Here is a 22,502-nt window from a genome sequence, read left to right on the forward strand (position 1 = left end):
CCCCACAGTTATATCCCAGAGAGAAATCCAGGGACACATGGGGGACTCATACAGCAGACGAGGCGTTCTCCGCGCCGCCGGAAGTACCGTCGCACTCGGGTCACTAGCCGGGTGCACAGGTGTATTCGGTGATCAGGGGAACGAACCAGTCCGTTTCGGAGTGGTTTTACCGTTAACTGGCTCTCTGGAAAAAGTCGGGACACACGGGAAGCGGGCTGTCGAGCAGGCGGTTTCAGACATTAATCAAGCAGGAGGAATTCTCGGGCGACCCGTAGAACTAACGACAATAGATAGCAAGGCGAGTGCAGATGTCGCAGTTGAGGGCTACAAGAAACTCGTCGATGAGGGTGTTGTGGGATTCGTCGGTGCTCTCGCCAGCGACACGTCGCTGGCTCTCGCACCGAAAGCTGCTGAAGACGGAATCATGGAAGTCAGTCCGGCGAGTACGAACCCACAACTCTCGAATGCAGGCCGGAGTGACGGGCGGAAGTACTTCGGGCGAACTGTTCCGAGCGACATCCTTCAGGCGGTTGCGATGGCAAAAGTTCTCGACGCGCCGCAGTACGTCGGTGCGGAGTCAGTATCGCTGCTTGCCATCGACAACGGGTTCGGATCGGCTCTCGCCGACGAAATCGGATCAAGTCTCGACGCGGACGTTGTCGCAGATGTCCGGTACGATCCGTCCGCGTCGTCGTTCGATAGCGTGCTTGACGAGGTGTTCGCTGGGTCACCGGACGCAGTCGGGTTCGTCAGTGTGCCCGGACAGGAGAAGGGCATCGTCGATGCGTACACCGCATCCGATTACGATGCGCCGTGGGTGTTCTCGGCGGGGATGTTCGGGAACGACGTTCCGTCGTCCTACAATGGGTTCTACAGCGCGTCGCTCTCGTCGGTCCGTACTGACGGCTACTTCACGCTCTCGCGGCGACTGTCGGATATCGCACCGCTGGCACCGTACTCCTCGAACGCGTACGACGCCCTCTTCTTGATGGCGGCCGCGGCCGAGATGGCAGGCGAGGCGAGTGGTCCAGCAATCGCTGACACGATTCGCTCTGTCTCTGGTGGCAACGGACACACGGTCTCAGTCGGTGACTTCGGGAGTCTCAAATTACTCGTCGATGCCGGTCGAAATCTGAACTATCAGGGGGCATCGAGCGGCGTTGACCTGACTGCTGATCTGGAACCACTGAGTTCCTACCTGATAAAGGGAGTTACCAACGGAAATATCAATCAGTTGGAACTGCTGCAGCAGCAGTTCTTCAAATCGGGAGGGAGCCAATGAAATCACCACTCAAACGGTTGGCCAGCAGTCTCGAACAGTTGCTTCCGAACGTGATTCGCCGCCGATACGCGGCGAAGTTCGGTCTGGTGCTCCTTGCAATCATCCTTGTGATGAGCGCAGTGGGTGCGTTCATCCACTTCGACACGAAAGGTGTCGTCGAGCAACAGACGAAAGAAGAGATTCGCGGTATCGCAGAATCACAAGCACGGTCAGTAGCTGAATGGACCACGTCGAAAGAGTCGTCCGCTTCGTTCCTTGCGGCCTCCCTCGCCGACAGACCGGCGAATACGACTGCGACTGATCACGAACGCTGGCTTGAGCAGAAACTGATCGAACTCCCGAACGACGTTCGTTCGCTGCACTACGTCAATGCGGACACGGGGACGGTCGTCGCGAGCACGACCGACGGCGTCGGCGGGCAGTCGATCAGCAGTCTCAGCGCGCCGTGGACGGGTCGTGCAACGGAGCTCGCTCAAATGAACGACGTCACGACGCTACAGCCGTACGATGCCAACGGCGAACCGGTTATCGCATTCGTCGCGCCGGTGACGGAGACGGACGGGTTCGTCGTCCTGACTGCGTCACTCGAAGCACGCTCGCACGAGTTCGGATCGCCCATCGCAACCGGCGACACGAAGGTCGTCACGTCCGAGGGAACGATCCTTCTTGACAATCGAAAATCGTCGCTCCTCGAACAGTACACGGCGTCCGGGTCCGAGTCCGTTACCGAAATCGAGAGTGCCCTCAAAGGGCAGGGCGGCTACAAACTAGTCGGAGCGCGGACGGGGATGGAATCCGGCGAATACGCGATGGCGTACGCACCCGTCACCGGAACAGACTGGGTCCTCATGTACCACGTCCCGTCTGACCGCGCCTTCTCGCTGCAGTCGCACGTGACGAAGAATCTCGTGCTGTTAATTGCGTTCGCTATCGGCGCGTTGTTCCTCGTCGGTGTGACCATCGGTCGAGGCACCGCAACGTCACTCGCTACGGTGACCAAGAGTGCCGACGCAATCGCCAGCGGTGAGGTTGACGGCGATATTCCGTCCAGCAACCGTATCGACGAGATGGGCCGCTTGTACGATGCCTTCGGCGAGATGCAGTCGTATCTCACGACAGTTGCAGGACAAGCAGAAGCCCTCGCGGCCAAAGAGTTCGACGACCCCGTCCTCGAAGAGGACGTTCCGGGATCGTTCGGTGAGGCGATGGGCCAGACGCACGAGGACTTAGAAGCGCTCATTGTCGAACTGGAGACGAAAGCAGAGATGTTCGGAGAGACGATGGCCGCGGCAGCCGAGGGTGACCTCACGGGTCGGATGCAAGAAGACGCCGACAACGAGGCGATGAACGAGATGGCCCGGTCGTTCAACGAGATGATCTCTGAACTCGAAGCCACGGTTGCCGAAGTGACCGAGTTCGCCGAAACGGTGGCGGCCGCAAGCGAAGAAGTGACCGCGAGCGCACAGGAGATAGAGCGCGCAAGTCGAGAGGTCAGCGAGTCCACGCAGGTCATGGCGGAGGGCGCACACGAGCAACAAGAAACCCTGCAACAGACCACGGGCGAGACGAGCAACCTCTCGGCGACCATCGAGGAGGTCGCATCGTCCGCAACCGAACTCGAACACACCGCCGAACACACGCTCGAAGCAAGCGAAGAAGGACACTCCGCGACAGTCGATGCAATCGACACCATCGAGGAAGTCGAATCGAAGACGACGCAAACGGCAACGCGGATCAAAGAACTCGAATCGCGCATGGAGGAGATCGGCGAAATCGTCGAACTCATCACCAACATTGCCGACCAGACGAACATCCTCGCACTGAACGCGAACATCGAGGCCGCCCGCGCTGGCGAGGCTGGCGAAGGCTTCTCTGTCGTCGCCAACGAGGTCAAGCAACTCGCCGGAGAAACGAAAGAGTCTGCCGAAGAGATCGAAGCGACCATCCAAGAAGTCCAATCGACGTCTGCAGCGTCTGTCGAGGAGATGCGCGAGACGCAGAAAGCCGTCGAGTCCGGTGTTGAAGCCGTCGAAAACGCCCGCGATTCACTCGACACCATCGTCGATAACGTCCGCGCGACGAAGGACGGCGTCGACGAGATTAGCCGCACGACCGACGAACAGGCCGCTTCGACCGAAGAGGTGGCGTCCATGATGGACCGTGTGACCGAGATCAGCGACGAGACGTCCCAGCGTGCCGAATCCGTCGCTGCGGCCGCCGAGGAACAGACCGCTTCGCTGAGTGAAGTCTCCGACGGAACCGATGAACTCGCCTCGCAGGCCGAACACCTCATGTCGCTCGTTTCGTCGTTCGACGTGAACGCCGGTCAGAACAGAAACGTGGATTCAATCGACACCGAACACGTCGAGTCCGCCGAGTCATCGCTGTCGGAATCACCCACGACCGATGGCGGGGAGACGACAGACGAGTAGTCAAACTCGGTAAGCGAACGGTTTCGGCCGAATTCATTTTTTCGACGTAAACGACGGAGCGTCCGAGATACCGAACCGAACGGCGTTTAGCAGGCAGTCGATGGATACTATTATGCATACGTTCTCCTAGGCGAGCATATGAGACGTGAAAACCGAGCGGCCACCTCGCCTATCGGGGTCGTGCTGATGGTTGGAGTCGTCGTCATTCTCGCTTCTTCGCTTGCGGTGTACTTTTGGGGAGTTGCGGATGAACAAACGCCAGCGCCACAGATCAGTGTCTCACACTCGCTCGTCGAAGACGACGGCGAGCAGACAATCGCAGTCACGTTCGATGCGGGGTCGGCAGTTCAAACCGACCAACTCTACGTCATCGGATCGAAGAAACTCGATATCGGAGGGTCGCCAGACAGTGACGCACCAGCGACCGAAGCGTACGCAAGCAAACGGGAGAAATTCACCGAATCCTCCGGTTCGAATCCACCGCAGGTTGGAATCGGTGAGACGTGGGAGGCAGCAGAAACCGTGTATCTGGATCCGGAGGGTAGCGTAGACGGTGTGACAGTCAGTATTTACTGGAACACCCAGCCAGTTCAGGGAGTAAATCCCGGCACGGTGGAAGGAGCAGAGGCGTACAAAATCGCGGAGTTCACAGTATCAACCGCTCACGACTGAACTCATTAGATGCCGGCGGCGGTGCCCATGCCTAGAGGAAATATTTCTGTCAACATAACATAAAGAATTACTATGAGACACTTGAAGGCCACGTATGGCCATGCGAATTACCTCCCGGGTTCGAAAGGTCGAACTCGCTCTCTCAGTCACGAGCCTCGTGACAATCGTCGTACTGTCGGCTATCCCTCCGATACACCTCTCTAGCCTATCAAGTACAGTGGTCGGCAGAGCAATCGCATTCGTAATCTGGATGGTGCCACTGGCACTCAGCGCTGTCGTGCTGTATCGAGTAAGAGCAAGCAAGCGGAGCAGGAGCACATACGTCATCGGGGGACTCAGTGTGCTAACGGCCGCCCTCATACTGCTGGATACGCAAACGGTGATCGTTTCGGAAGGCTTCCTGACGCACAGCGGGACAGGGGCGTTCTCTCGGCCACTGATTGCAGTCGTCGCTGGGTCGCTGCTTGCAACTGCGGTAGTGATCAAGGAGTTAGTCAGTCAGGCGGCCGACCAACAGTCAGCACAAACGTCGTAGAAAGCGGAGTAGCTACAGGTCGTGGGTCTCGGTCTCCCCGTGAGCGGTGATACGGACTTCATCGACGGTGAAATTCGCGTCATCGAGTCCGTGAACGGTTCCGTCAACGTTCTTCGTCAGATCGAATTTAGTCCGAGACGGCACGTAGACGAGATACGCCGTCTGGTTATAGTTCATCGTAGAAAGTTCAGTGAAAGTCACGTACCCTCCATCGACGACTACTTTTCCGCCCTTCGGGAGCGTTCCATCTTCCGGCGGAGTGATCGCAATGACGCGGGATTGCGAATCATTCACTGTGACCGACTCCATGGCGACATCGTATCGGGCACCGGAATCAGTTGGGAGGGCACTACAACCGGAGAGAACGACGAAGGCGACTATCGCAAAGTGTAGTTTTCTCGATCCCATTACCGTATCGTGTTCAGAGAAGAACAAGTTCTTTATGGCATCTGTTCAGTCAAGTCTGGACGGAAAACGGCTACTGCCGGATACGTTTGCAGAGAGTATCGGTCAATATCAGAATGGGAGTCGAGACAGGAGACAGAGAGACTGTTCGGGTTGCATACGTCGGGTTCACGAAAGAGTACGCACCGGTTAGTATCAACGGAAACGCCACAGTAGATTAGCGGATATCGTCTGGTCACACACCCCAAATAAACTGACACTTTGTCCGAGAGACATCGAAATCATGCCGGGAGTTCAAACAAACAACACCGTCTAGCAGAAGCTCTTCCGGGAATGAAAATCGAAGGACAGAGACGCGAAGCGGATAGAGAAATCAAGTGTAGTGTATGAATGTGGTTCCGGAAAGATAGACGTGTGAGAAACCAGTATATAATATTACTATAACACCGATAGCGCTGTAATACTGAGGTCTTTGTGGGCTCTGAGAGCGCTGTTGAGCGTACAAAACGGCGTGTATCGGTGCAGAGAGAACGCGCCCCGAGGATTCCGGTTCTATTCAGAATCTACGAATAGGTAGCAACCAATACCTGTATCTTTCGGTTGTTTGGCTAGATATTCGAGCAGATGAAATCAAAGTGTCGAAAGAAGACTCCAGATAGATGATATGTGAGTTCGTGTCTGCATTCATTACAGACGGTACAGTGACGACGGACTCCGGAAACGTGACCGCGAGACGAATAAAAGAAAGACCTTTTGTGTAATCCAATTGTCCTTTTCGGCATGCAGTGGTCCCCACTTGCACGCAGCGAATGCCGAACAGTCCTCACCTCCAAAGGGGCATGGATACTTGCGGTTCTCATCGTCCTCAAGGGGTTTTCACCTACGTATACCGGATGGGGCGCGGTCGGGCAGAATATCACCATCGGCTATATCCAAATCGGAGTCAGTCTGTTCCTCCCAATTGGTGTGCTGTTACTTACTTACCAGTCGCTTATTAGTGAACGAACGTCAGGGAGCATCAAATTCCTCCTCGCGTTACCGATAACACGTGCGCAACTCCTTTTTGGAAAGGTAGCCGGAAGGTTTGCGGCTATCGGCGCATCGATACTCGCGGCGATACTCGCCCTCAGCGGTATCGGCCTCATCGAGCACGGCGGTTTCAGCGTACTCCAGTTCGTTGAAACCGTCCTCGCAACGCTGTTGCTCATCGGAGTGTTCGTCGTTCTCGGCATACTCGTCTCGACAGTCACTCAGCGGACCGTGACGGCCACGGCACTCGCGTTCGCGTACTTCCTTACGGATCTATTTTGGGATTCCATCGTCATGAAATTATACACCGCCGTCGCCGGTGTTCCAGTTGATCCGTACAACGCCCCGGCAAGCGGTCCGCTGTTCCTCGCGCTCAGACTCACGCCGGGTGGGGCGTACAACGTCCTAACAAACTGGATTCTCGGTGTCGGCAACTCCGCCGAACTGCTCACCACAGTTTACATCAAACTCAAACCGGGCACAGGTATCAACGCCTTCGTCGTCGAAGCGGCGTTCGAAAGCGGAGCGGTCCCGTGGTACCTCCACCCCGCACTGAGTCTGGCAATCTTACTCGCTTGGCTGGTGGTTCCACTGGTACTCGCTCGCCGTCTGTTCACCAGGGGTGACATCCTATGAGCGACCCGACACCGACAATCCAGACAGACGCGCTGACCAAGCAATACGGCGACATCCGTGCCGTCGATAACCTCGACCTCACCGTCGAGAGTGGCGAGATTTACGGCTTCCTCGGGCCGAACGGGGCCGGGAAATCAACAACCATCGGGATGCTACTCGATTACCTCCGTCCGACGTCGGGAACGATGCGTGTGTTCGGTCAAGATCCACAGACAGATGCCGTCAAGATTCACGAGCGGATCGGCGTGTTACCGGACCGGTTCGGTCTCTACGAAGACCGCACTGCACGGCAGCACGTGAGGTTTATCACTGAAATGAAACAGTCGGACGACGACCCCGAGACGCTCCTCGAACGCGTCGGATTGAGTGACGCTATCGACGACGACACCAGTGAGTACTCACACGGCATGGAGCAGCGACTGGCCCTTGCGATGTCGCTTGTCGGAAATCCCGACCTTCTCATTCTCGACGAACCGTTTAACGGACTTGACCCGCACGGGGTTCGACGCGTCCGCGAAATTGTCCACGAGGAGAACGAGCGCGGTGCAACCGTCTTCTTCTCCAGTCACGTACTCGGGCAAGTCGAAATCGTCTGTGACCGCATCGGAATCCTCCACGACGGCCAATTAGTCGCTGAGGGGAATGTCAGCGAACTCCAAGACGCTGCAGAGACGGACGACGATGCGACGATGGAAGACATGTTCGTTGAACTCACTGACGCTCGCGCGGCTATCGGTGGTGATTCACAATGAAGCGCCGGGCGTTCTTGGCCGCGAGCACGCTGTCGATAGCCGGTATTAGTGGCTGTCTCGGTGATACCGAGTATCGAGTGACAGAGATGACGACGAAGGAACTGACAGGACCGCTCTCAGTATCAGTTGATCTCACAGCAGCAAACGCTGTTATCGAACACCCCGCCGAGTTCACGTTAACGATTGAGAACACCGGAAATGATCCGGTTCGTATCCGGAGTTACTACGTGTGGCCGTTCGGCGTACTCGCGCTCGCCCAGTCACCGAATCCGGGCGAGGACAACAAATGGCTGCCGAGGTTATTCTCGCCGTCGTACAAAACGAGCGACCGCGTGGAAGTCAAACCGAACGGGATGAGCCTGAGCAGTGAACCCCTCATACGAGCGCTCGAACCGGGTGAGACAGTCACGAGACAGTACAAACTACACGGGGAAGACCTCTCAAGTGCGGGAACGTACTACACTGTCCCCAATTTCGATGGGAGAGGTTCAAGTTACACGACGGGCGACGATTGGACCCCACTAGACTACCACGCGAAACTGACGATCACGGAGAAAAAACGTCTGCCACTGTAGCCGACGGACGTATCCGGTCGGCCGGATTTCCACGAATGCAGATCAGTCGCCGTGGTTCCGCGAGGAGCGAACTTCGCTCGTATCCGACTCTCTGAGACGGGCGACGGCATGCCGCATCGTCTCCCGACTGATAAGGGTAAAGCCCGCGGCGACGGCGAGAAATCCGATAACGGTGGTTTCATCGAGTGTCTGATCGAAGAAAACCACCGAAACGAACGTCGCCGAGAGCGGTTCCAGATACGCCACGAGCGTCGTCTCCGTCGCTCCGACGCGGCGAACCAGTCGGAAGTAGAGGAGATAGCCACCGGCCCCAGCTATCAAAGTAATGTACAGAAGCGAACCGAGTGCGAGCGGGGAGAGCGACCGAAGCGCGGGGACGGCCTCACCGCGGGCGGCGGCACCGAAAAACAGCAGTCCCGCACCGACGACCATCGCCCACCCCTGGAGAGATTCCGCCGGGAGTTCTTCGTCGAACAGTTGGATTGTAACGGATCCGACGGCGAACAGTGTCGTTCCGAGAAACACGAGTCCCACACCGATGGCTGTCGAGGACACCGACGCCGTTCCGACCGACGGCTGTGAGAGAACAAACACACCGGCGATGCCGACGAAGAATCCGATAATATCGAGGATACCGCGTGACTCCCCGAGGATAGGGACGGCGACGACCGCGGCGACGACCGGAGACATCGTCGTCACGACAGACGCAACCGCCCCGGAGACGTACGTTGTGCCCATATAGAGACCGGCCTGATATCCACCGAACATGAATCCGCCGATGACGGCGATGCCGAGCAGTTCACGCCACGTCTTCGGGAGCAGGCGGTCAGTGGTCGCGGCCGCGTAGGCGAGTACGATACAACCAGAGACGGCGTAGCGAATCCCCGCAGCGCCTAGCGGGGGTAACTGTTCGACGACGATGTCGATTGCCGGAAAGCCCGCACCCCAGAGAGCTCCGAGACCGACGATAGCGAGTCCGGCGGGCACACGGAACTGTTTTCGCGGTGTTGCAACCATCGTGATTCGAATATCGATATTTTCTGCGTTGCTAATAATGGGACTCCCGCGGCAGTCTATCGAGTGGGTTCCGAGTTATCTGAAATAAGTTCGAAGAGGAACGGATATAGTCCTATATATTCGAAGTTATTACAGAACTTGGCAGTCATTAGCTGCTATGGACGAAAAAGACGTGCAGATACTGAAATCGATGGAAGACCTCGAAACCACGAGTACAGAGGCGGTGAGCGACGCAACAGGGATTCCAATCTCCACGATTCACTATCGCCTCAACAAACTCCGCGAGACCGGCGTCATCAAAAACGACCGCTTGGATATCGACCTCGATAAACTCGGATTAGGGGTTACGATTCTCGTAGAAGTCTTCACGAAAGACGACCGGAACCACACCGAGAGCGGCCGAATAATTAGCGAGGTCGAAGGTGTGACCAAGGTCTTCTTCACGATGGGAAGTACTGATTTCATCGCGCTCGCCCGACTTCCCGACAGCGACAGCGTCGAACGACTCATCTCCGACTTCGAGGAACTCGATGCGGTCGCCCGGACCGACTCAACGTTCGTCATCGACCGCGAACTCGACAGCCACTACGCACTCCAACAGTACGCAGAAGAGACGCTCGTCGAGGAACTCATCGAGGAGTGAGATTCGTCCCCACCTGAAACAGACACCGTACGACATCACTCACGGCGCAGTACAGCGTGAACCAATTTGGCTTCGGCCTTCTGAAGGTGCGTCGTCACAGTGTTCGGTGCGCAGTCGAGTTCGGCCGCGATTTCGGCGTGTGTCGTCCCCCGCGGTTGGTCGTAGTAGCCGTTCTCACGGGCAACCTCGATAACTTCTCGCTGACGGTCGGTCAACCCCCGAGACGGGTCTTCTACGGTCGAGGGAAACGGACCGATTTGTTCGACGGTGACGTGAACTTCGGGCGGCGTCTGTTCGATGGCCTCCTGAAGCGCAGTCGGTTCTCCGACGACGTTCCCGAACGACCGAGCGTCACGATAGACGAGCGGCTTACGAACGACGAGTCCTGCCCGCGCCGTCACAGCCATGAACGTGCTAAAGAACGGAATTGCCCTCGGAGATGCTTCGACAAGTGCATACGATGTCGGCTGATCCTGTGCCGACAGCGAAATACGCGTAATTCCATTGGTCTCGTCTGCGGCCTCTCGAAACTTCTCGGCGTCACCGTCAATCGCATAGAGGAGCGTGCCAACCTCGTCGGCGGCGACGTTCCAGTCGATAACTCGAAGCTCAGAAATCGACGATGACTCCGCGACCACAGCGTAGAACGGTGGAATCACTGACGGTTCAAGTCGGGTCGTAAGACGAAGATGCTTCATCGGAGTTCCCCCACGTTTCTCGCTATCATTCTGCAACCAGTAATAAACCCACTGACCATACGTCACACAACCTTCTCCGAACTGTCTCCGCTCGTACTATATATGACAAAAATGAGACCGGACGTGGTCGTCCACGATGCCCTCGTACTGACAGTTGATGACCGAAACCGGTTGTTCAAACGCGGTACCGTCATCGTCGAAGACGGAGAAATTACGGCGGTTCGGTCCGCACAGGACGGCGACGCGGACATCGAGGCCGAGCACACGATAGACGGTGCCGGAAAGCTGGTGTTGCCCGGTCTCATCAACGCACACACCCACCTCGAAGTGACACCTCTCATCGGCGCGTTCAGCGATCTCGACTTCGCGGAGATGATGGGAAGTATGACCGCTCTTTGCAACCAACTCGCAGGTGGGGAACTCGACTACCTCGCCAGTGCCGGATACGAACTCGCCGCACTCAACTTCCTCAATGGTGGCGTTACGACCACAAATTCGATGGACGTGCGCCCGAGTCTCGGTGCTGAGACGTTCGGTGAAGCGGGGCTTCGCGGCTTCTTCGGTCCGGCAATCTCTGATCTCTTCTGGGATATTCCCGTTGAGGAGCAGTTCTCTCGCGCACGGTCATTTATCGAGACATATCACGACACGTACGACGGTCGAATTCGAGCGACGATCTGCCCGCACGACGACTGGTCGTGTACGCGAGAGTTGTGGGAGCGTACTGCAGAGTTTGCCGACGAATATCCCGGCTTGCTCGTCCACACGCACTTGCTCGAACTCGAAGCGAGCAACAAGATGGCGCGGTCGAACGGAAGTGACGGCTCACTCGAACTCCTTGCAGAAGTTGGACTGTTGAACGACCGACTCCTCGGCGCGCACTACAGGATTGCCGACGAGGATGACATTCGGCGGACAGCAGAATCAGGCGTCTCCGTCGCTCACTGTCCGTCAATCTTCAGCTACTGGAACCCCGATGGAGAGACGCAGTGGACGCCCGTCCCCGAACTCCGTGATGCGGGGGTCGATGTCGGGCTAGGAATCGATGACCACTACTGGCACGATTCGTACAATATGTTCGGTGAAGCCAGACAAGCACGCCTTGCAGCCAACCTCAAACGGTCTGCGGGTCAGTTCTCCTCGATGGAACTCGTTCGGATGCTCACTATCGAAGGAGCGCGAGCACTCGGCATCGACGACGAAGTGGGCAGTCTCGAAGTCGGGAAGCGGGCAGATATGCTCGTCCTCGACGTGGACAAGCCGAAGTTCGTCCCACTGACGAACATTCCCGCCCACGTTGCGAACAACGCCACTCCTGCCGACGTGGAGACGGTCGTTATCGATGGGAACGTCGTCGTTCGGGATGGGGAGATTCAAACGATGGACGCCGATGCAGTGACAAAACGCGTCGAGCATGCCGTCGAACGATTCGAGGATGAGTCGGCGTGGAAGCTCGGTGTCGGAGGCGGTGATCCACCGAGTTCGAAGGAGATTCTCAGAAGGGTGCCGAAACGAGGGCCGAGCCAACTACTTGGCCGACTCGCGGTGCAGTCTCTCAAAGAGAGACTACGGGTATAGCGTACGCTGTGCCCCGAATCTTTTCGTTCGTCGGACGTGCCATCTCCCGAAGCGTCTCAGAGAGAAGGCTGCTCGACGTTGCGTTCCCAGAACGCATCGCGCTCGTACTTCGAGTACGTCGCCTCGTACCCGAGCGCGTTCGCAATCGGGGCAACAACTTTCGCAAGTGGTTTTGTAACGGCGGGCGGGGGGGACGTGAAGACGGTATCGTCTGCGAGTGCCGCCGCCATCGCCATTCCCTGGAAGAATCCCGGCGACCCATCCTCGTCGAGTTTCCCGTCGTGTGCCAACCCGAACTGTGTCGAGACCACCGTGAACGTCTGGGCTGCCGGACGCACTGTCGTGAGAGCAACACCGATGGAGTCACCGACAGCTTCGAGGCTGTGAGCTGTCTCCGGCGGGACCGAAATCTCATCGCCGCGTGAGAGATGGTGTGACTCGCCCTCCATTTCGACAACGAACTCGCCACGAATCACCTCAAACGACTCCTCGTAGCCGACATGATAGTGTGGTGGTGGACCCTCACCGTTCGCCCTAAAGATGCCGAGACCGGTTTCGTACTCGCCACCAGTTTCGGTAGCCGTTTCGAGACCGACAGTCCAGTCTTCCGTGACAGGGTTCGAGAGAAGCGGTGTCGTTCGTTGTCGAAGCCGTTCGGCGACAGGCCCCTCCACATCGACCTCGAAACCGGAACCTTCGATCGGCTGACCGTCATCGTCGAGACACCGACCCGTCGTGACCATGCTCCCGACAAATACAGCCACCGTGAAAAATAGACAGGTCAAACAATTTGCAGTATATACGATGACACAATTTTTCGATAATCAATCAATAAGTGGTAGTCATCTCGCCTGTGATTCGAAGGCGGTTGTCAGCCATCGGACGGCGAGGCCGATTCTTACGAACTGGGAAGTTACATTCGTCTACTAAATGATCGCCCGATGACGTTCAGTTGTGGTGAGTTCAATGAGCGACAATTCAGCAACTCAGTCAGTGGATCCGGCGGAACGTGACGCCTACTTCGTGGGTGGGGGAATCGCATCGCTCGCCGGAGCAGCCTTCCTCGTCCGTGACGCTGGTGTTCCCGGAGAGAACATCCATATTCTCGAAAAACTCGACGTGATGGGTGGTGCCCTCGACGGCAGTGGCACGCCGGAGGACGGGTACGTCATCCGTGGCGGTCGAATGTTCAACTACCCGACCTACGAGTGTACTTGGGACCTGTTAGAGTCGGTTCCGTCACTCGAAGACCCCGACAGGTCGATCAAGGCCGTCATGGACGAGTTCAACGAGCGGTACGAGTCCTACGCCGAAACGAGGTTGATGGACGAAGAACAGGAGATTCTCGATGCCTCCTCGTACGACTTCGAGATGGAGCATCGACTGTCGCTGTTGCAGTTAGCGCTCACACCCGAACGGAAACTAGGTGATACGACGATTGAGGAGTGGTTCTCGGAGTCGTTCTTCGATACGACGTTCTGGTATCTGTGGGCCACGACGTTCGCGTTCCAACCGTGGCACAGCGTAGTCGAGATGCGGCGGTACATGCACCGCTTCATGCACGAGTTCCCCCGACTCGACACACTCGAAGGAGTTGATCGAACGAAGTACAACCAGTACGACTCCATCGTTCGCCCCCTCGTTCAATGGCTGAAAGAACGCGATGTCGAGTTCCGCGGTGGCTGTGAGGTGACTGCTCTCGATATCACGTCCATGCGCGGAGGGAAGACGGTCGAGGCAATTCACTACGAATCCGACGAGACGCCGAACACGATTGATGTTGCACCAAGCGACCTCGTGTTCGTCACGAACGGCTCGATGACCGACGGCTCCAGTCTCGGATCGATGGACGAAGCGCCAACGCTGGACACGACGGGTGCGTCATTCGAGTTGTGGAAATCCATTGTCGAAGACCATCCGGAGTTCGGCAACCCGTCGGCATTCGCGGATCACGTCCAAGAGACGAAGTGGGAGTCGTTCACCGTCACGCTCGACGAACCTGACCTGCTCGAATACATAATCGAGGTTACGAGAGAGGAGCCGGGGAACGGGTTGGTCACGTTCACCGACTCGAACTGGCTCATGTCTATCGTCGTCGCCGGTCAGCCGCACTTTGCGAACCAGCCCGAAGACGTGAAGGTGTTCTGGGGGTACGGTCTCTTCCCCGAAGCGAAGGGCAACTACATCGAAAAGCGCATGGAAGACTGCACTGGCGAGGAAATTCTCGAAGAACTCTGTTATCACCTCGGTTGCAGCGACCGGTCGTCGTCGTTCATCGAATCTGCGACGTGCATCCCCTGCATGATGCCGTTCATCACGAGTCAGTTCATGCCGAGAACGCCCGGGGACCGACCAGACGTCGTTCCCGCGAGATCGAACAATCTCGCATTCCTCGGTCAGTTCGCCGAACTCCCCAACGATGTTGTATTCACCGTGGAATACTCGGTCCGTTCTGCGATGGTCGCCGTCTACGACCTCCTCGATATCGAGCGAGACGTTCCCAAGATAAGCGCCCATCAGTACGAACCTGAAGTGCTGATGGATGTTGCGCAAGCGTCGTTCAGATAATACATCGCTGCGCTGCTGTACTTTTTTTACGGTGAGAAGCCGAGAGCGAGTTGGCCAGAAATGCGTCCGAAACTAACGGAAACCACCTGGTTTTACAACCAAGTTATCATAGGTCGAACATCTAATGTCAGCACCACAGATTGGGCCTTGCGTGTGAAATCGCCCGGATAAAGTTCAACTACATAAGATAAACTTATATTTCCGGAGTAGTCAGATTCATTGAATGTACGATCTCACTGGATTCCAACGGGACTTGCTGATGGTCATCGCCGGCCTCGACGAACCGCACGGGCTCGCAGTCAAAGACGAACTCGAAGAGTATTACGAGACGAAGATTCACCACGGACGGCTGTATCCCAACCTTGACACGCTCGTCGAAAAGGGGTTGATAGAGAAAGGAACAATCGACCAGCGGACAAATTATTATACGACCACCCGAAGAGGTCGCCGCGAAATCAACGCCCGTCAGGAGTGGGAAGAGCGATATCTCAACGCTTGAAGCGTATCAAACCGAAGAGAACGCTCTTCATTCACTCAGCTGTGTAACTCAGTCCCGGCAGTTCGAGTCTAGCTGTGAGTAGATTCGTTATGCCAGCGAGTCCGCCTGTTCCTCGATAGTTGCCTCGGTCTCGGGTACAACGTCGCCAAGTATCCATACTGCACCGCCGACCACGAGGAACAGGCCGCCGAGTGCTGCCATCGCTACAGTCGCCGTGGTTGCATCGGCCACAATCCCAGCCGAAAGCGCCAGCGGTGTCCGAAGCGTCATGTAGAACATTGAGACCGCAGAAAGTAGCGTCGCCCGTCCGACCCCTTCGATGTGGTCGTTAATGTACCCGTTCGCGATTGGCTGGACTAACGGCATTGCAGTCCGCATCGACGCAAACGTCGGAAGCGCCAGCAGTGCAACCCACAAAGGAACGATAAGCGCAATAGCCGTGATAGCCGGTACGAGCAACACAGCACGGCGTATTCCAAGGCGGTCCTCAACTGCGCCGGCGTAATAGCCGCCCACGGAGGACACCGCAGTGAGGGAAGCGTACATTGCGCCAAGCCCGAGCGCCATCGTCGCACCCGCATCACCCGAACGGGCCGCCGCAGTCGCATCGCCTGTAACCATCTGGACGCCAAAACCGGTAGCGTACGGAGCCAGTGTCTCGACCGCCATCGGTTGTACATACGTGTGAGAAACACCGACGACTGCGTAGAACAGTCCGACGTACACCACTAGTGACCGCAATGGTGGTTTCGTCAGATACCCGCGGACAACAGTAAATGCCTCCAGCAGGCCAAGACGGTCTACGTTCGCATCACCGCAACCAGCATATTGGCGATTCTTCGGGAGTGAAAGCAGCGTAATGAAACCGAGACTGTTGAATGCGACTGCGGCGACAAAGGGGTACGTTGGGTGTAGCCCATACAGAAGACCGCCTACAACCATCGATACCGCCGCCGTCCAGTTCTGCACAGCGTCTCCTCGCCCCCTGACATGGCTGAACCGGCCCGAATCGAGTCGCTCGTCGAGTATATCGTACAGCCACGCATCCATACTGCCCGAGCGGAACGTCAACGCCAGTGCCCACAGTGCATATAGGAACGCATACCAGAGGAATCCCTTGACGACGACGAACCCCACCAACGACCCGATGGTAAACGCCACACTGAGCAGGAGGCTGGCCCGCCGTCCCAGTCGGTCGCCAACGTATCCAGTCGGTATTTCGCCACCGACCGAAAACACCGAATACAGTGCTGACAGCGTTCCGACCTGCGTAAACGTCAGGGACCGCAGGAGAAACAGGGTGAAGATTGGCGTGATAAACCCGACCGACAGCGTGGCGCGGTAGAGGTAATACCGGCGTATCAACGCCCGGTCGGACTGCGGAGGGAACATACAGAACCCCATACGTCTGACAACTAAAACGCTCGCTGAATTCGGTTTTTGTATGAATTACGAGTAATGAACGACAGCCAGCGGTGCCGTTGAGGGTCGCCTTACAGCACCGCTCTCGTCAACTCGGCTATGTCCGCTTTCGACAACGGGTTGATATCGACACGCGTCGCCTCGGCCGTGTAGAAGATGGCGGCGGTCACATCGCGTTCGGGAAAACACTCGTGCAAGACGTGATAGTACACGCTGAGTTGCTTCCGATATTCGGCCTCTGCGTGCCGTCCGCGATCTGTTTTGAAATCGATGATTTCGACAGTGTCAGGGAGAATATGAACGAGGTCAACCACACCTGAGATAGTCACTCGTTCACCATCGACGGTAAGCGGGAGATACACGTCCTCTTCGACCCGTATCTCACCGTCAAGTGAGTCGATCAGGGTCTTGAGATGAGACTCATCGTCGTTACCTTTCGACGGTTCAACATCCGCTCCGAGTGCGTACCGTTCGGCGAACTCGTGGACCTGTGTTCCGAACTCAGTTCCCCTTCCGCCTGCAACATCCTCGAACACGTCGTCACGCATCAACGTGTGTGGTGAGTGCCCGACCGGTCCCGCAGGTGTCGGCACCGAGATCTGCAGGTTCGCCTGTGTCGTCTCGCTACGGTCGTCTGCTTCGACCTCGGGAGTGATTTCTTCGACAGCAACCGGCAGTTCCTCGAAGAACGTGTTCGGATTCTCGCCTGCCGAAAAGACCAGATGGCTCTCCGCACGAGTCATCGAGACATAGAGCAAGCGTCGCTCCTCGTCGTACCCACGCGGCAAGCAGGTTCGGAGCACGTCAGTCCGCCAGTTATCGTGGATATGCGGGTAGCCGTAGTCGTCAGCGTAGCGTTTCCGCTGACGGAGACCGATGGGGTCATCGAACGTGATCGTGTTACTGTTCCCGCCGGACGGCGGGAAACGATGGCTGTTCATGTTCACAAGGATGACGATGGGATGTTCGAGACCCTTAGCCGCGTGAATCGTCTGGACAGTTACTGAGTTCACCCCGGCGCTCGCGTGAACCTCCTGCGTGCTTCCGTTTTCGATGCCGCGTTCGATAAACTGGATGAGGTCACCACGCGTTACCGTCGTCGCGCTGTGTATCGATTGAACCGTCGTCAACAACACGTCAGCGTGCGCCCCATCGTAGTTATATCGGGAGAAGACGCGCTGTGCAACCCCGCCGATGGTCTCAAGCTCCGCCAACTCGGTCTTGAACGCCTGCATGTTATCGGGGTAGCGCTCGGTATCGAGGATGTACTCGATCTCGTCCAGTGTGTAGCCTGCCTCTTCGAGGACGACCGCCCACCCGCGCTCGGAATCGGCGTCGAGAATGCGAAGCCACGCCAATAGAAGCTTCGCGGGATCAGAGCGGAACAACTCAATTCCCCCCTCGTACGACATCGGCAGTCCGTACTCCGCCGCGGCCGACAGTAGTTCGCGCCCGAAGTCCCGTGTCCGGGTGAGAACTGCAACGTCTCCGTACTCGGGCGGTCGAAGCTCACCGTCTTCTTCGACCTGATAGTCCTCGTTCCCCGCGATTTCCTGAATCTTCGTCAAGATGGCTTCGTGTTCGTCCTCGTGCTGAATCGCCTCGATATTCGAGTTCTCGCAGGGCGTGTTCGCGGAGAGCGACACGATTCGGTCTTGGACCTCTTCGACATCGACCTTGTCTGTACTCGCGGCGGGCGTCACCAAACTGTGTTCGGAGAAGTCCAAGATAGCCTGCGTCGAACGGTAGTTCTCGACTAGTTCGATGTCTGTGATAGGGCGAGTCGCCCACGACACTCGTTCGCCGTCCTCGTTCAGTTCCGCGACGAACCGATCCAGTCGAGACTCGAACTCGGTAATATTCTCGACCGCGGCGTACTGGAACGAGTAGATGCTCTGCTTCCAGTCACCGACGACACAGAGGTTGTTCGTGTCCGCGAGCAAGAGTGCGAGTTTGAACTGGATCTCGCTTGAGTCCTGAAACTCGTCGATCATCACGTACTCGAAGGCGACATCGTCGCGGAGGCTGTGGTCGTCACAGAGGAGGACGAAGGCAAACAACTGGAGAAAGCCGAAGTTGAGGTAATTCCGGCTCAGCGCGAATTCGAGATACTCGAAATACACGTCGTGAACGAACTGCTTGAGGTCCGCTCGGTCCTCCTCGAACGCCCGACGTGCAACGTCGGCAGGGACCTGTTTCTCCCCCCGGCCACCACGGATTGTCGATTTGTCGGGAGCGTCCGGGAGATAACATTTGTTCCGCCCGTAGCGGCTAAGCTTCGAACGAAGCCGCGACTGTTTGCTGCCCCCGTTTCGCGGTTGATTCAACTCGTCGAACAGTTCGCTGAACGCCTCGAAATCACCGTCCAGATGGCGTTCGCCGTTTCGGTACCAGCCATCGGCCGTTGGAAAGACGCCTTTTGATGCGAGCTGTGTGAGTAATCCGAGGAGTTCGACCGGGTCTTCGATAGCACGGAAGAAGTCGTCATACGCAGCGTGGTCGTCGCTGAACCGGCGGATGAACTCACGGAACTGCGCTTTCTCGACAGTCTCGTCCTCAAGGATACGCGTCGAACCAGTAATTCGGTCGTCGATGCCGAGGTGCGTCGGTGCCTCGAACCCATGTTCCATGAGCAGGTCGTGACAGAGACTATGGAACGTCTGAATCGGAGCGTCAGAGAGTTCCCGCATCCCGTAGCCGCAGTGGGAAACGATCCGGTCTTTCATCTCGGTCGCCGCGTTATTCGTGAACGTCACGAGGAGGACGTCCGCCGGTGCAACCTCGTCCTGATCGACAATCTCCGCGTACCGGCGGGTGACAGTGAAGGTCTTCCCCGTTCCGGCACCGGCGTCAACGACGTGAATGCCGTCAGTACTGTCGATCAGGTCCTGTTGATGGTCGTTCGGTTGGGTCATCGTGATTCCTCCTCCAGAATGCAGTCTCGGTTATCCACGTACCGATAGTTCGGATCGCCGCCGAGTCCCCCAACTGGGAACCGTTCGTCACCGGCGCGGCGAGCGTTCAACTCTTCGAGTCGTTCTTGCACGAACTGTTCGAAGGCGTCTACATCGTCTGCGAAGTAGTTCTTGTTTCGAATCCGAAGCACGTGTCTGAGCGCCTGCTTACAGCCGTTTTTTACGTATTTGTAGTCACCGACGTTCTCCTTCATCCGCGCTGTCAGCGCGTGCCCGAACTCGGAGTCGATGAGTTCGTCGCTATCACGCGTCTGTGGGAGTTCGTGCGTCTCGAAAATCGCACGATACTCCTCGTACTCCGTTTTCGAGAACGTCTTGTTGCAGTCGTTCGCGGCCTCCGATTTCAGTTCGTTGAAGACGGCCTCTGTCGCAACGTACTCCGCGAAGGTGTGCGGATAGTACGTCACCGTCGTCAGGCAGTCGTCCAGAGAGGCCTCACCAGCGACGATGTCATCAAGCGTTTCGAGGAAGTGAAAGAACGTGAATTGGAGTTCCTGGTCTGGCTGTACGGTACGCTGGTGAGCGAGGTACAGCAGTGCTTGGAAGTTTGGCTTGTCGCTCGGTGGGTCGAGCGCCGAATGTTTGACTATCGAGTGCGCAGACTTCTTCGACCCGCTCTTGTAGTCGAGAAGATGCGTCGAGTCGTGAACGAGGTCGATTTTGCCTTTCAGACCGAGGTCGCTGTTCTCGAACCACCGTTCCGTGTGGGGTGTGTCAATGGGGCGGTCGTAGTACTCGGCGAAGAAATTCCGTCCCCAGCCGTCGTTTCCGGCAACGAACTCGTCGCCGTGGGGTGGGTTCGTGTCCAAGAACTCGACGATAGTCTGGAGTCCGAGACGGTACTTGGTGTGTCGGACCTCCCGGTCAACCCCACGGAGGAATGGATCAACTTCATCGAGGATGATCTCCGCAACTTCAGCAAGCGTCTCGTCCGTGACAGACTCGGGATGAGCGACGTAATACTCCGCAAAGTCGTGAAGCAGATTTCCTTCCCTGAAGTAGTCCTTGTCCGGAGTATCGAGAAGTCGAGAGAAAAAGTAGTCTCGGGGTGAGTTGACGTAGGTGTTGAGGCTCGACTGGCTGATGGTCGTGACTTCAGCAGCAGCGATGTCGAGTGGTTCCTTCGCAAAGCCGTCCGCCGTCGTTCGAAACGCGCGTGAGTGTGGAACCGAATCGAGATCGCTGAATCGCTCGAAGGTCTCATCGAACAGTTCCTCGAAATACAGACACGGGGTCACGGGTGTCCCCCCGGCGGTATCCTGTACGAGGTAGTACTGGTCGATACCGTTCTGGAGGAGCAGTTGGAACTGCTGGATGTTGCGCTCGAACTCCCGGTCGCGGTCAACCCACGGCCGCCGTGGGGGCGAGTGCGTCCACCCCTCGTCGAGACCGAGGTAAAACACGACAGGCCGGTCAACGTGAGCCGCTGACTTCGCATCTGCCAACAGCACACCCTCGTTTCCGTGATCGACGGGGATATCGTACGTCTGTACGTAGAATTCGAGTCGGTCAACTGCCTCCTCAGTAACGGGGTCGGTCAAGAGACCAAGCGTGGAAAGTTCGTCACGGAACGCATCGAGAACGGTGTCCGCAGCGGATTCGTAAGCATCGAGGGCCGCACTGAACGTACCGGTACGAACCTCGTCGTGGAGTTCGAGAAGCCAGTTGGCCGCTTGCTGGTCGCTGTCGTAAAGGCGCTTTTCGTCGTGTTCGATATCGATCGATTTTCCGAACCGGGTGAGCAACGGCCTAACGTCACTAATTCGGGTCTCCCGTCCGGCATGGGCACTACGGAGAAGTTGCAGAAACGTCCTGTGATGGGGTAGGTCGTCGAATCCGGGACCGCCGTGGTACGGAATCCCCGCCGCCTCGAATGCGGATTCGATGAGCGACGAGTACTGACTGGCAGCATCGAGGACGACACCGACGTCATCGGCGTTTTCCTGAGTGACAGTATCGAGAACTGCATCGACAATCGCGGCCGGAGAGTCAAAGACACGGAACGGCGGGTAGTCGAACGTCTCATCGGCGAACGGATCGATTGTCTCGTAGTCGGGCGGGAGAATCGAACGTTCGAGTGCGGTAAGTTGCGTTAGTCCGACGACGGCAACTGACGTATCGGCATCGATAGTGTACTCGGTGAGTCGGCGGAGGGTTGTGTCCGACTCACTGACGCAGTTAACGACTGTCCGCGTTGCTGCAGTGCGGAACAGTTCGTATTCGAGGATTGACTCGGCCGTTCCTTGATACTCCCAGCATTGGTGGATGTTTCCGACCGCATGGGACGCCTCCTTCCAATCGAGGTCGGTCGATTCGATACTTTCGAGAAACGAAAGTCGGTACTCGTCCTGTTCGCGGCGTTGTGCAGCGAGGCGACGGGGCGTGATCGCAAACGGACCAAAGTGTGGTCGGTCGAGACGCCGATTGAGTGCGCTCGCCATCGGCGCGTCGGGCACGAGCACAAGGTCAAAGCCCTTGCATTCCTCGTAGAGGGCGTCGATAGATTTCGCTCGTGTGATTGGCACGGAGTACGGAACTCAACTTGGTTGTAAAAATGTACCGTTGAGAGATATCTGAGAGGGGTGCAGTGGAGTGATAGAAAGGGAGTATGTAACCGGTATACGTAAGAGACACCAAATATAGAAACAAAAACAGGATATCGAGTGATATACGTAGTGTATTAAGAGAGTAGCACACAGATATATTGGTGAAATGTAGATAACTAGGAGGATATGAGATCTAAAAACAGTGTATTCACTAGCGGCATATTAAAATGTGAAAACA

Annotated in this window: 18 protein-coding genes; 11 read left to right on the forward strand and 7 right to left on the reverse strand. The window is 56.9% G+C overall.

Annotated features, from left to right (window positions below; all coding sequences use genetic code 11):
• Nucleotides 1–37 precede the first annotated feature (37 nt).
• The 4 genes from HBOR_RS14590 to HBOR_RS14605 all read left to right on the forward strand — a co-directional run bounded on the left by HBOR_RS14590 (nt 38) and on the right by HBOR_RS14605 (nt 4,921).
• Nucleotides 38–1,282: an ABC transporter substrate-binding protein gene (locus HBOR_RS14590; RefSeq protein ID WP_006056073.1), complete on the forward strand. Its 1,245-nt coding sequence runs from the start codon at nt 38–40 to the stop codon at nt 1,280–1,282.
• Nucleotides 1,279–3,714, forward strand: a complete 2,436-nt coding sequence (locus tag HBOR_RS14595; protein ID WP_006056072.1) for a methyl-accepting chemotaxis protein — start codon at nt 1,279–1,281, stop codon at nt 3,712–3,714. The genes HBOR_RS14590 and HBOR_RS14595 overlap by 4 nt, the downstream gene beginning before the upstream one ends.
• A gap of 138 nt (nt 3,715–3,852) precedes the next feature.
• Nucleotides 3,853–4,386 carry a type IV pilin gene (locus tag HBOR_RS14600; RefSeq protein WP_081457885.1) on the forward strand — a complete coding sequence of 178 codons (534 nt, stop codon included), beginning with the start codon at nt 3,853–3,855 and terminating at the stop codon, nt 4,384–4,386.
• 100 nt (nt 4,387–4,486) lie between these two features.
• Nucleotides 4,487–4,921 (forward strand): hypothetical protein, encoded by a 435-nt coding sequence (locus HBOR_RS14605; protein ID WP_241432399.1) that lies wholly within the window; start codon nt 4,487–4,489, stop codon nt 4,919–4,921.
• Nucleotides 4,922–4,933: 12 nt separating this feature from the next.
• Here HBOR_RS14605 and HBOR_RS14610 read toward each other — a convergent pair whose 3' ends face one another.
• Complete coding sequence (locus tag HBOR_RS14610; protein ID WP_006056069.1) at nt 4,934–5,329, reverse strand: hypothetical protein; 396 nt, start codon at nt 5,327–5,329, stop codon at nt 4,934–4,936.
• Nucleotides 5,330–6,106: 777 nt separating this feature from the next.
• Between HBOR_RS14610 and HBOR_RS14615 the strand changes: the two genes are divergently transcribed.
• The 3 genes from HBOR_RS14615 to HBOR_RS14625 are packed head-to-tail and all read left to right on the forward strand — an operon-like array spanning nt 6,107 to nt 8,318.
• Nucleotides 6,107–6,991 (forward strand): ABC transporter permease subunit, encoded by an 885-nt coding sequence (locus HBOR_RS14615; RefSeq protein ID WP_006056067.1) that lies wholly within the window; start codon nt 6,107–6,109, stop codon nt 6,989–6,991.
• Nucleotides 6,988–7,743 carry an ABC transporter ATP-binding protein gene (locus tag HBOR_RS14620; protein ID WP_006056066.1) on the forward strand — a complete coding sequence of 252 codons (756 nt, stop codon included), beginning with the start codon at nt 6,988–6,990 and terminating at the stop codon, nt 7,741–7,743. The genes HBOR_RS14615 and HBOR_RS14620 overlap by 4 nt, the downstream gene beginning before the upstream one ends.
• The gene (locus HBOR_RS14625) at nt 7,740–8,318 is read left to right on the forward strand and encodes a hypothetical protein (protein WP_006056065.1); all 579 of its coding nucleotides are present in this window, start codon (nt 7,740–7,742) and stop codon (nt 8,316–8,318) included. Before HBOR_RS14620 ends, HBOR_RS14625 begins: the two co-directional genes overlap by 4 nt.
• Before the next feature lie 42 nt (nt 8,319–8,360).
• Here HBOR_RS14625 and HBOR_RS14630 read toward each other — a convergent pair whose 3' ends face one another.
• Nucleotides 8,361–9,335 (reverse strand): DMT family transporter, encoded by a 975-nt coding sequence (locus HBOR_RS14630; RefSeq protein WP_006056064.1) that lies wholly within the window; start codon nt 9,333–9,335, stop codon nt 8,361–8,363.
• 157 nt (nt 9,336–9,492) lie between these two features.
• Between HBOR_RS14630 and HBOR_RS14635 the strand changes: the two genes are divergently transcribed.
• Nucleotides 9,493–9,978: an Lrp/AsnC family transcriptional regulator gene (locus HBOR_RS14635; RefSeq protein WP_006056063.1), complete on the forward strand. Its 486-nt coding sequence runs from the start codon at nt 9,493–9,495 to the stop codon at nt 9,976–9,978.
• Between the two features lie 35 nt (nt 9,979–10,013).
• Here the strand turns inward: HBOR_RS14635 and HBOR_RS14640 are convergent, their stop codons facing one another.
• The gene (locus HBOR_RS14640) at nt 10,014–10,676 is read right to left on the reverse strand and encodes a helix-turn-helix domain-containing protein (protein ID WP_006056062.1); all 663 of its coding nucleotides are present in this window, start codon (nt 10,674–10,676) and stop codon (nt 10,014–10,016) included.
• Between the two features lie 111 nt (nt 10,677–10,787).
• On the opposite strand from HBOR_RS14640, the gene HBOR_RS14645 reads away from it, so the two are divergent.
• Entirely contained in the window at nt 10,788–12,254 is a 1,467-nt protein-coding gene (locus HBOR_RS14645) for an amidohydrolase family protein (RefSeq protein WP_006056061.1), read from the forward strand.
• A gap of 56 nt (nt 12,255–12,310) precedes the next feature.
• On the opposite strand, the gene HBOR_RS14650 is transcribed toward HBOR_RS14645, so the two are convergent.
• Complete coding sequence (locus tag HBOR_RS14650) at nt 12,311–12,997, reverse strand: cupin domain-containing protein (RefSeq protein ID WP_006056060.1); 687 nt, start codon at nt 12,995–12,997, stop codon at nt 12,311–12,313.
• A 223-nt stretch (nt 12,998–13,220) separates the two neighbouring features.
• Between HBOR_RS14650 and HBOR_RS14655 the strand changes: the two genes are divergently transcribed.
• Together HBOR_RS14655 and HBOR_RS14660 are read left to right on the forward strand one after the other, a co-directional pair.
• Nucleotides 13,221–14,822, forward strand: a complete 1,602-nt coding sequence (locus tag HBOR_RS14655) for an oleate hydratase (RefSeq protein WP_013446562.1) — start codon at nt 13,221–13,223, stop codon at nt 14,820–14,822.
• Nucleotides 14,823–15,045: 223 nt separating this feature from the next.
• Nucleotides 15,046–15,321 carry a PadR family transcriptional regulator gene (locus HBOR_RS14660; RefSeq protein ID WP_006056058.1) on the forward strand — a complete coding sequence of 92 codons (276 nt, stop codon included), beginning with the start codon at nt 15,046–15,048 and terminating at the stop codon, nt 15,319–15,321.
• An 87-nt stretch (nt 15,322–15,408) separates the two neighbouring features.
• Here HBOR_RS14660 and HBOR_RS14665 read toward each other — a convergent pair whose 3' ends face one another.
• The 3 genes from HBOR_RS14665 to HBOR_RS14675 form a co-directional block, all read right to left on the reverse strand.
• Entirely contained in the window at nt 15,409–16,713 is a 1,305-nt protein-coding gene (locus HBOR_RS14665) for an MFS transporter (protein WP_174261598.1), read from the reverse strand.
• Between the two features lie 101 nt (nt 16,714–16,814).
• Nucleotides 16,815–19,658: a UvrD-helicase domain-containing protein gene (locus HBOR_RS14670; protein ID WP_006056056.1), complete on the reverse strand. Its 2,844-nt coding sequence runs from the start codon at nt 19,656–19,658 to the stop codon at nt 16,815–16,817.
• Nucleotides 19,655–22,243: a PD-(D/E)XK nuclease family protein gene (locus HBOR_RS14675; protein WP_013446563.1), complete on the reverse strand. Its 2,589-nt coding sequence runs from the start codon at nt 22,241–22,243 to the stop codon at nt 19,655–19,657. Before HBOR_RS14675 ends, HBOR_RS14670 begins: the two co-directional genes overlap by 4 nt.
• Between the last annotated feature and the right edge of the window lie 259 nt (nt 22,244–22,502).

The sequence above is a fragment of the Halogeometricum borinquense DSM 11551 genome, assembly GCF_000172995.2.
Taxonomy (GTDB): Archaea; Halobacteriota; Halobacteria; order Halobacteriales; family Haloferacaceae; genus Halogeometricum; species Halogeometricum borinquense.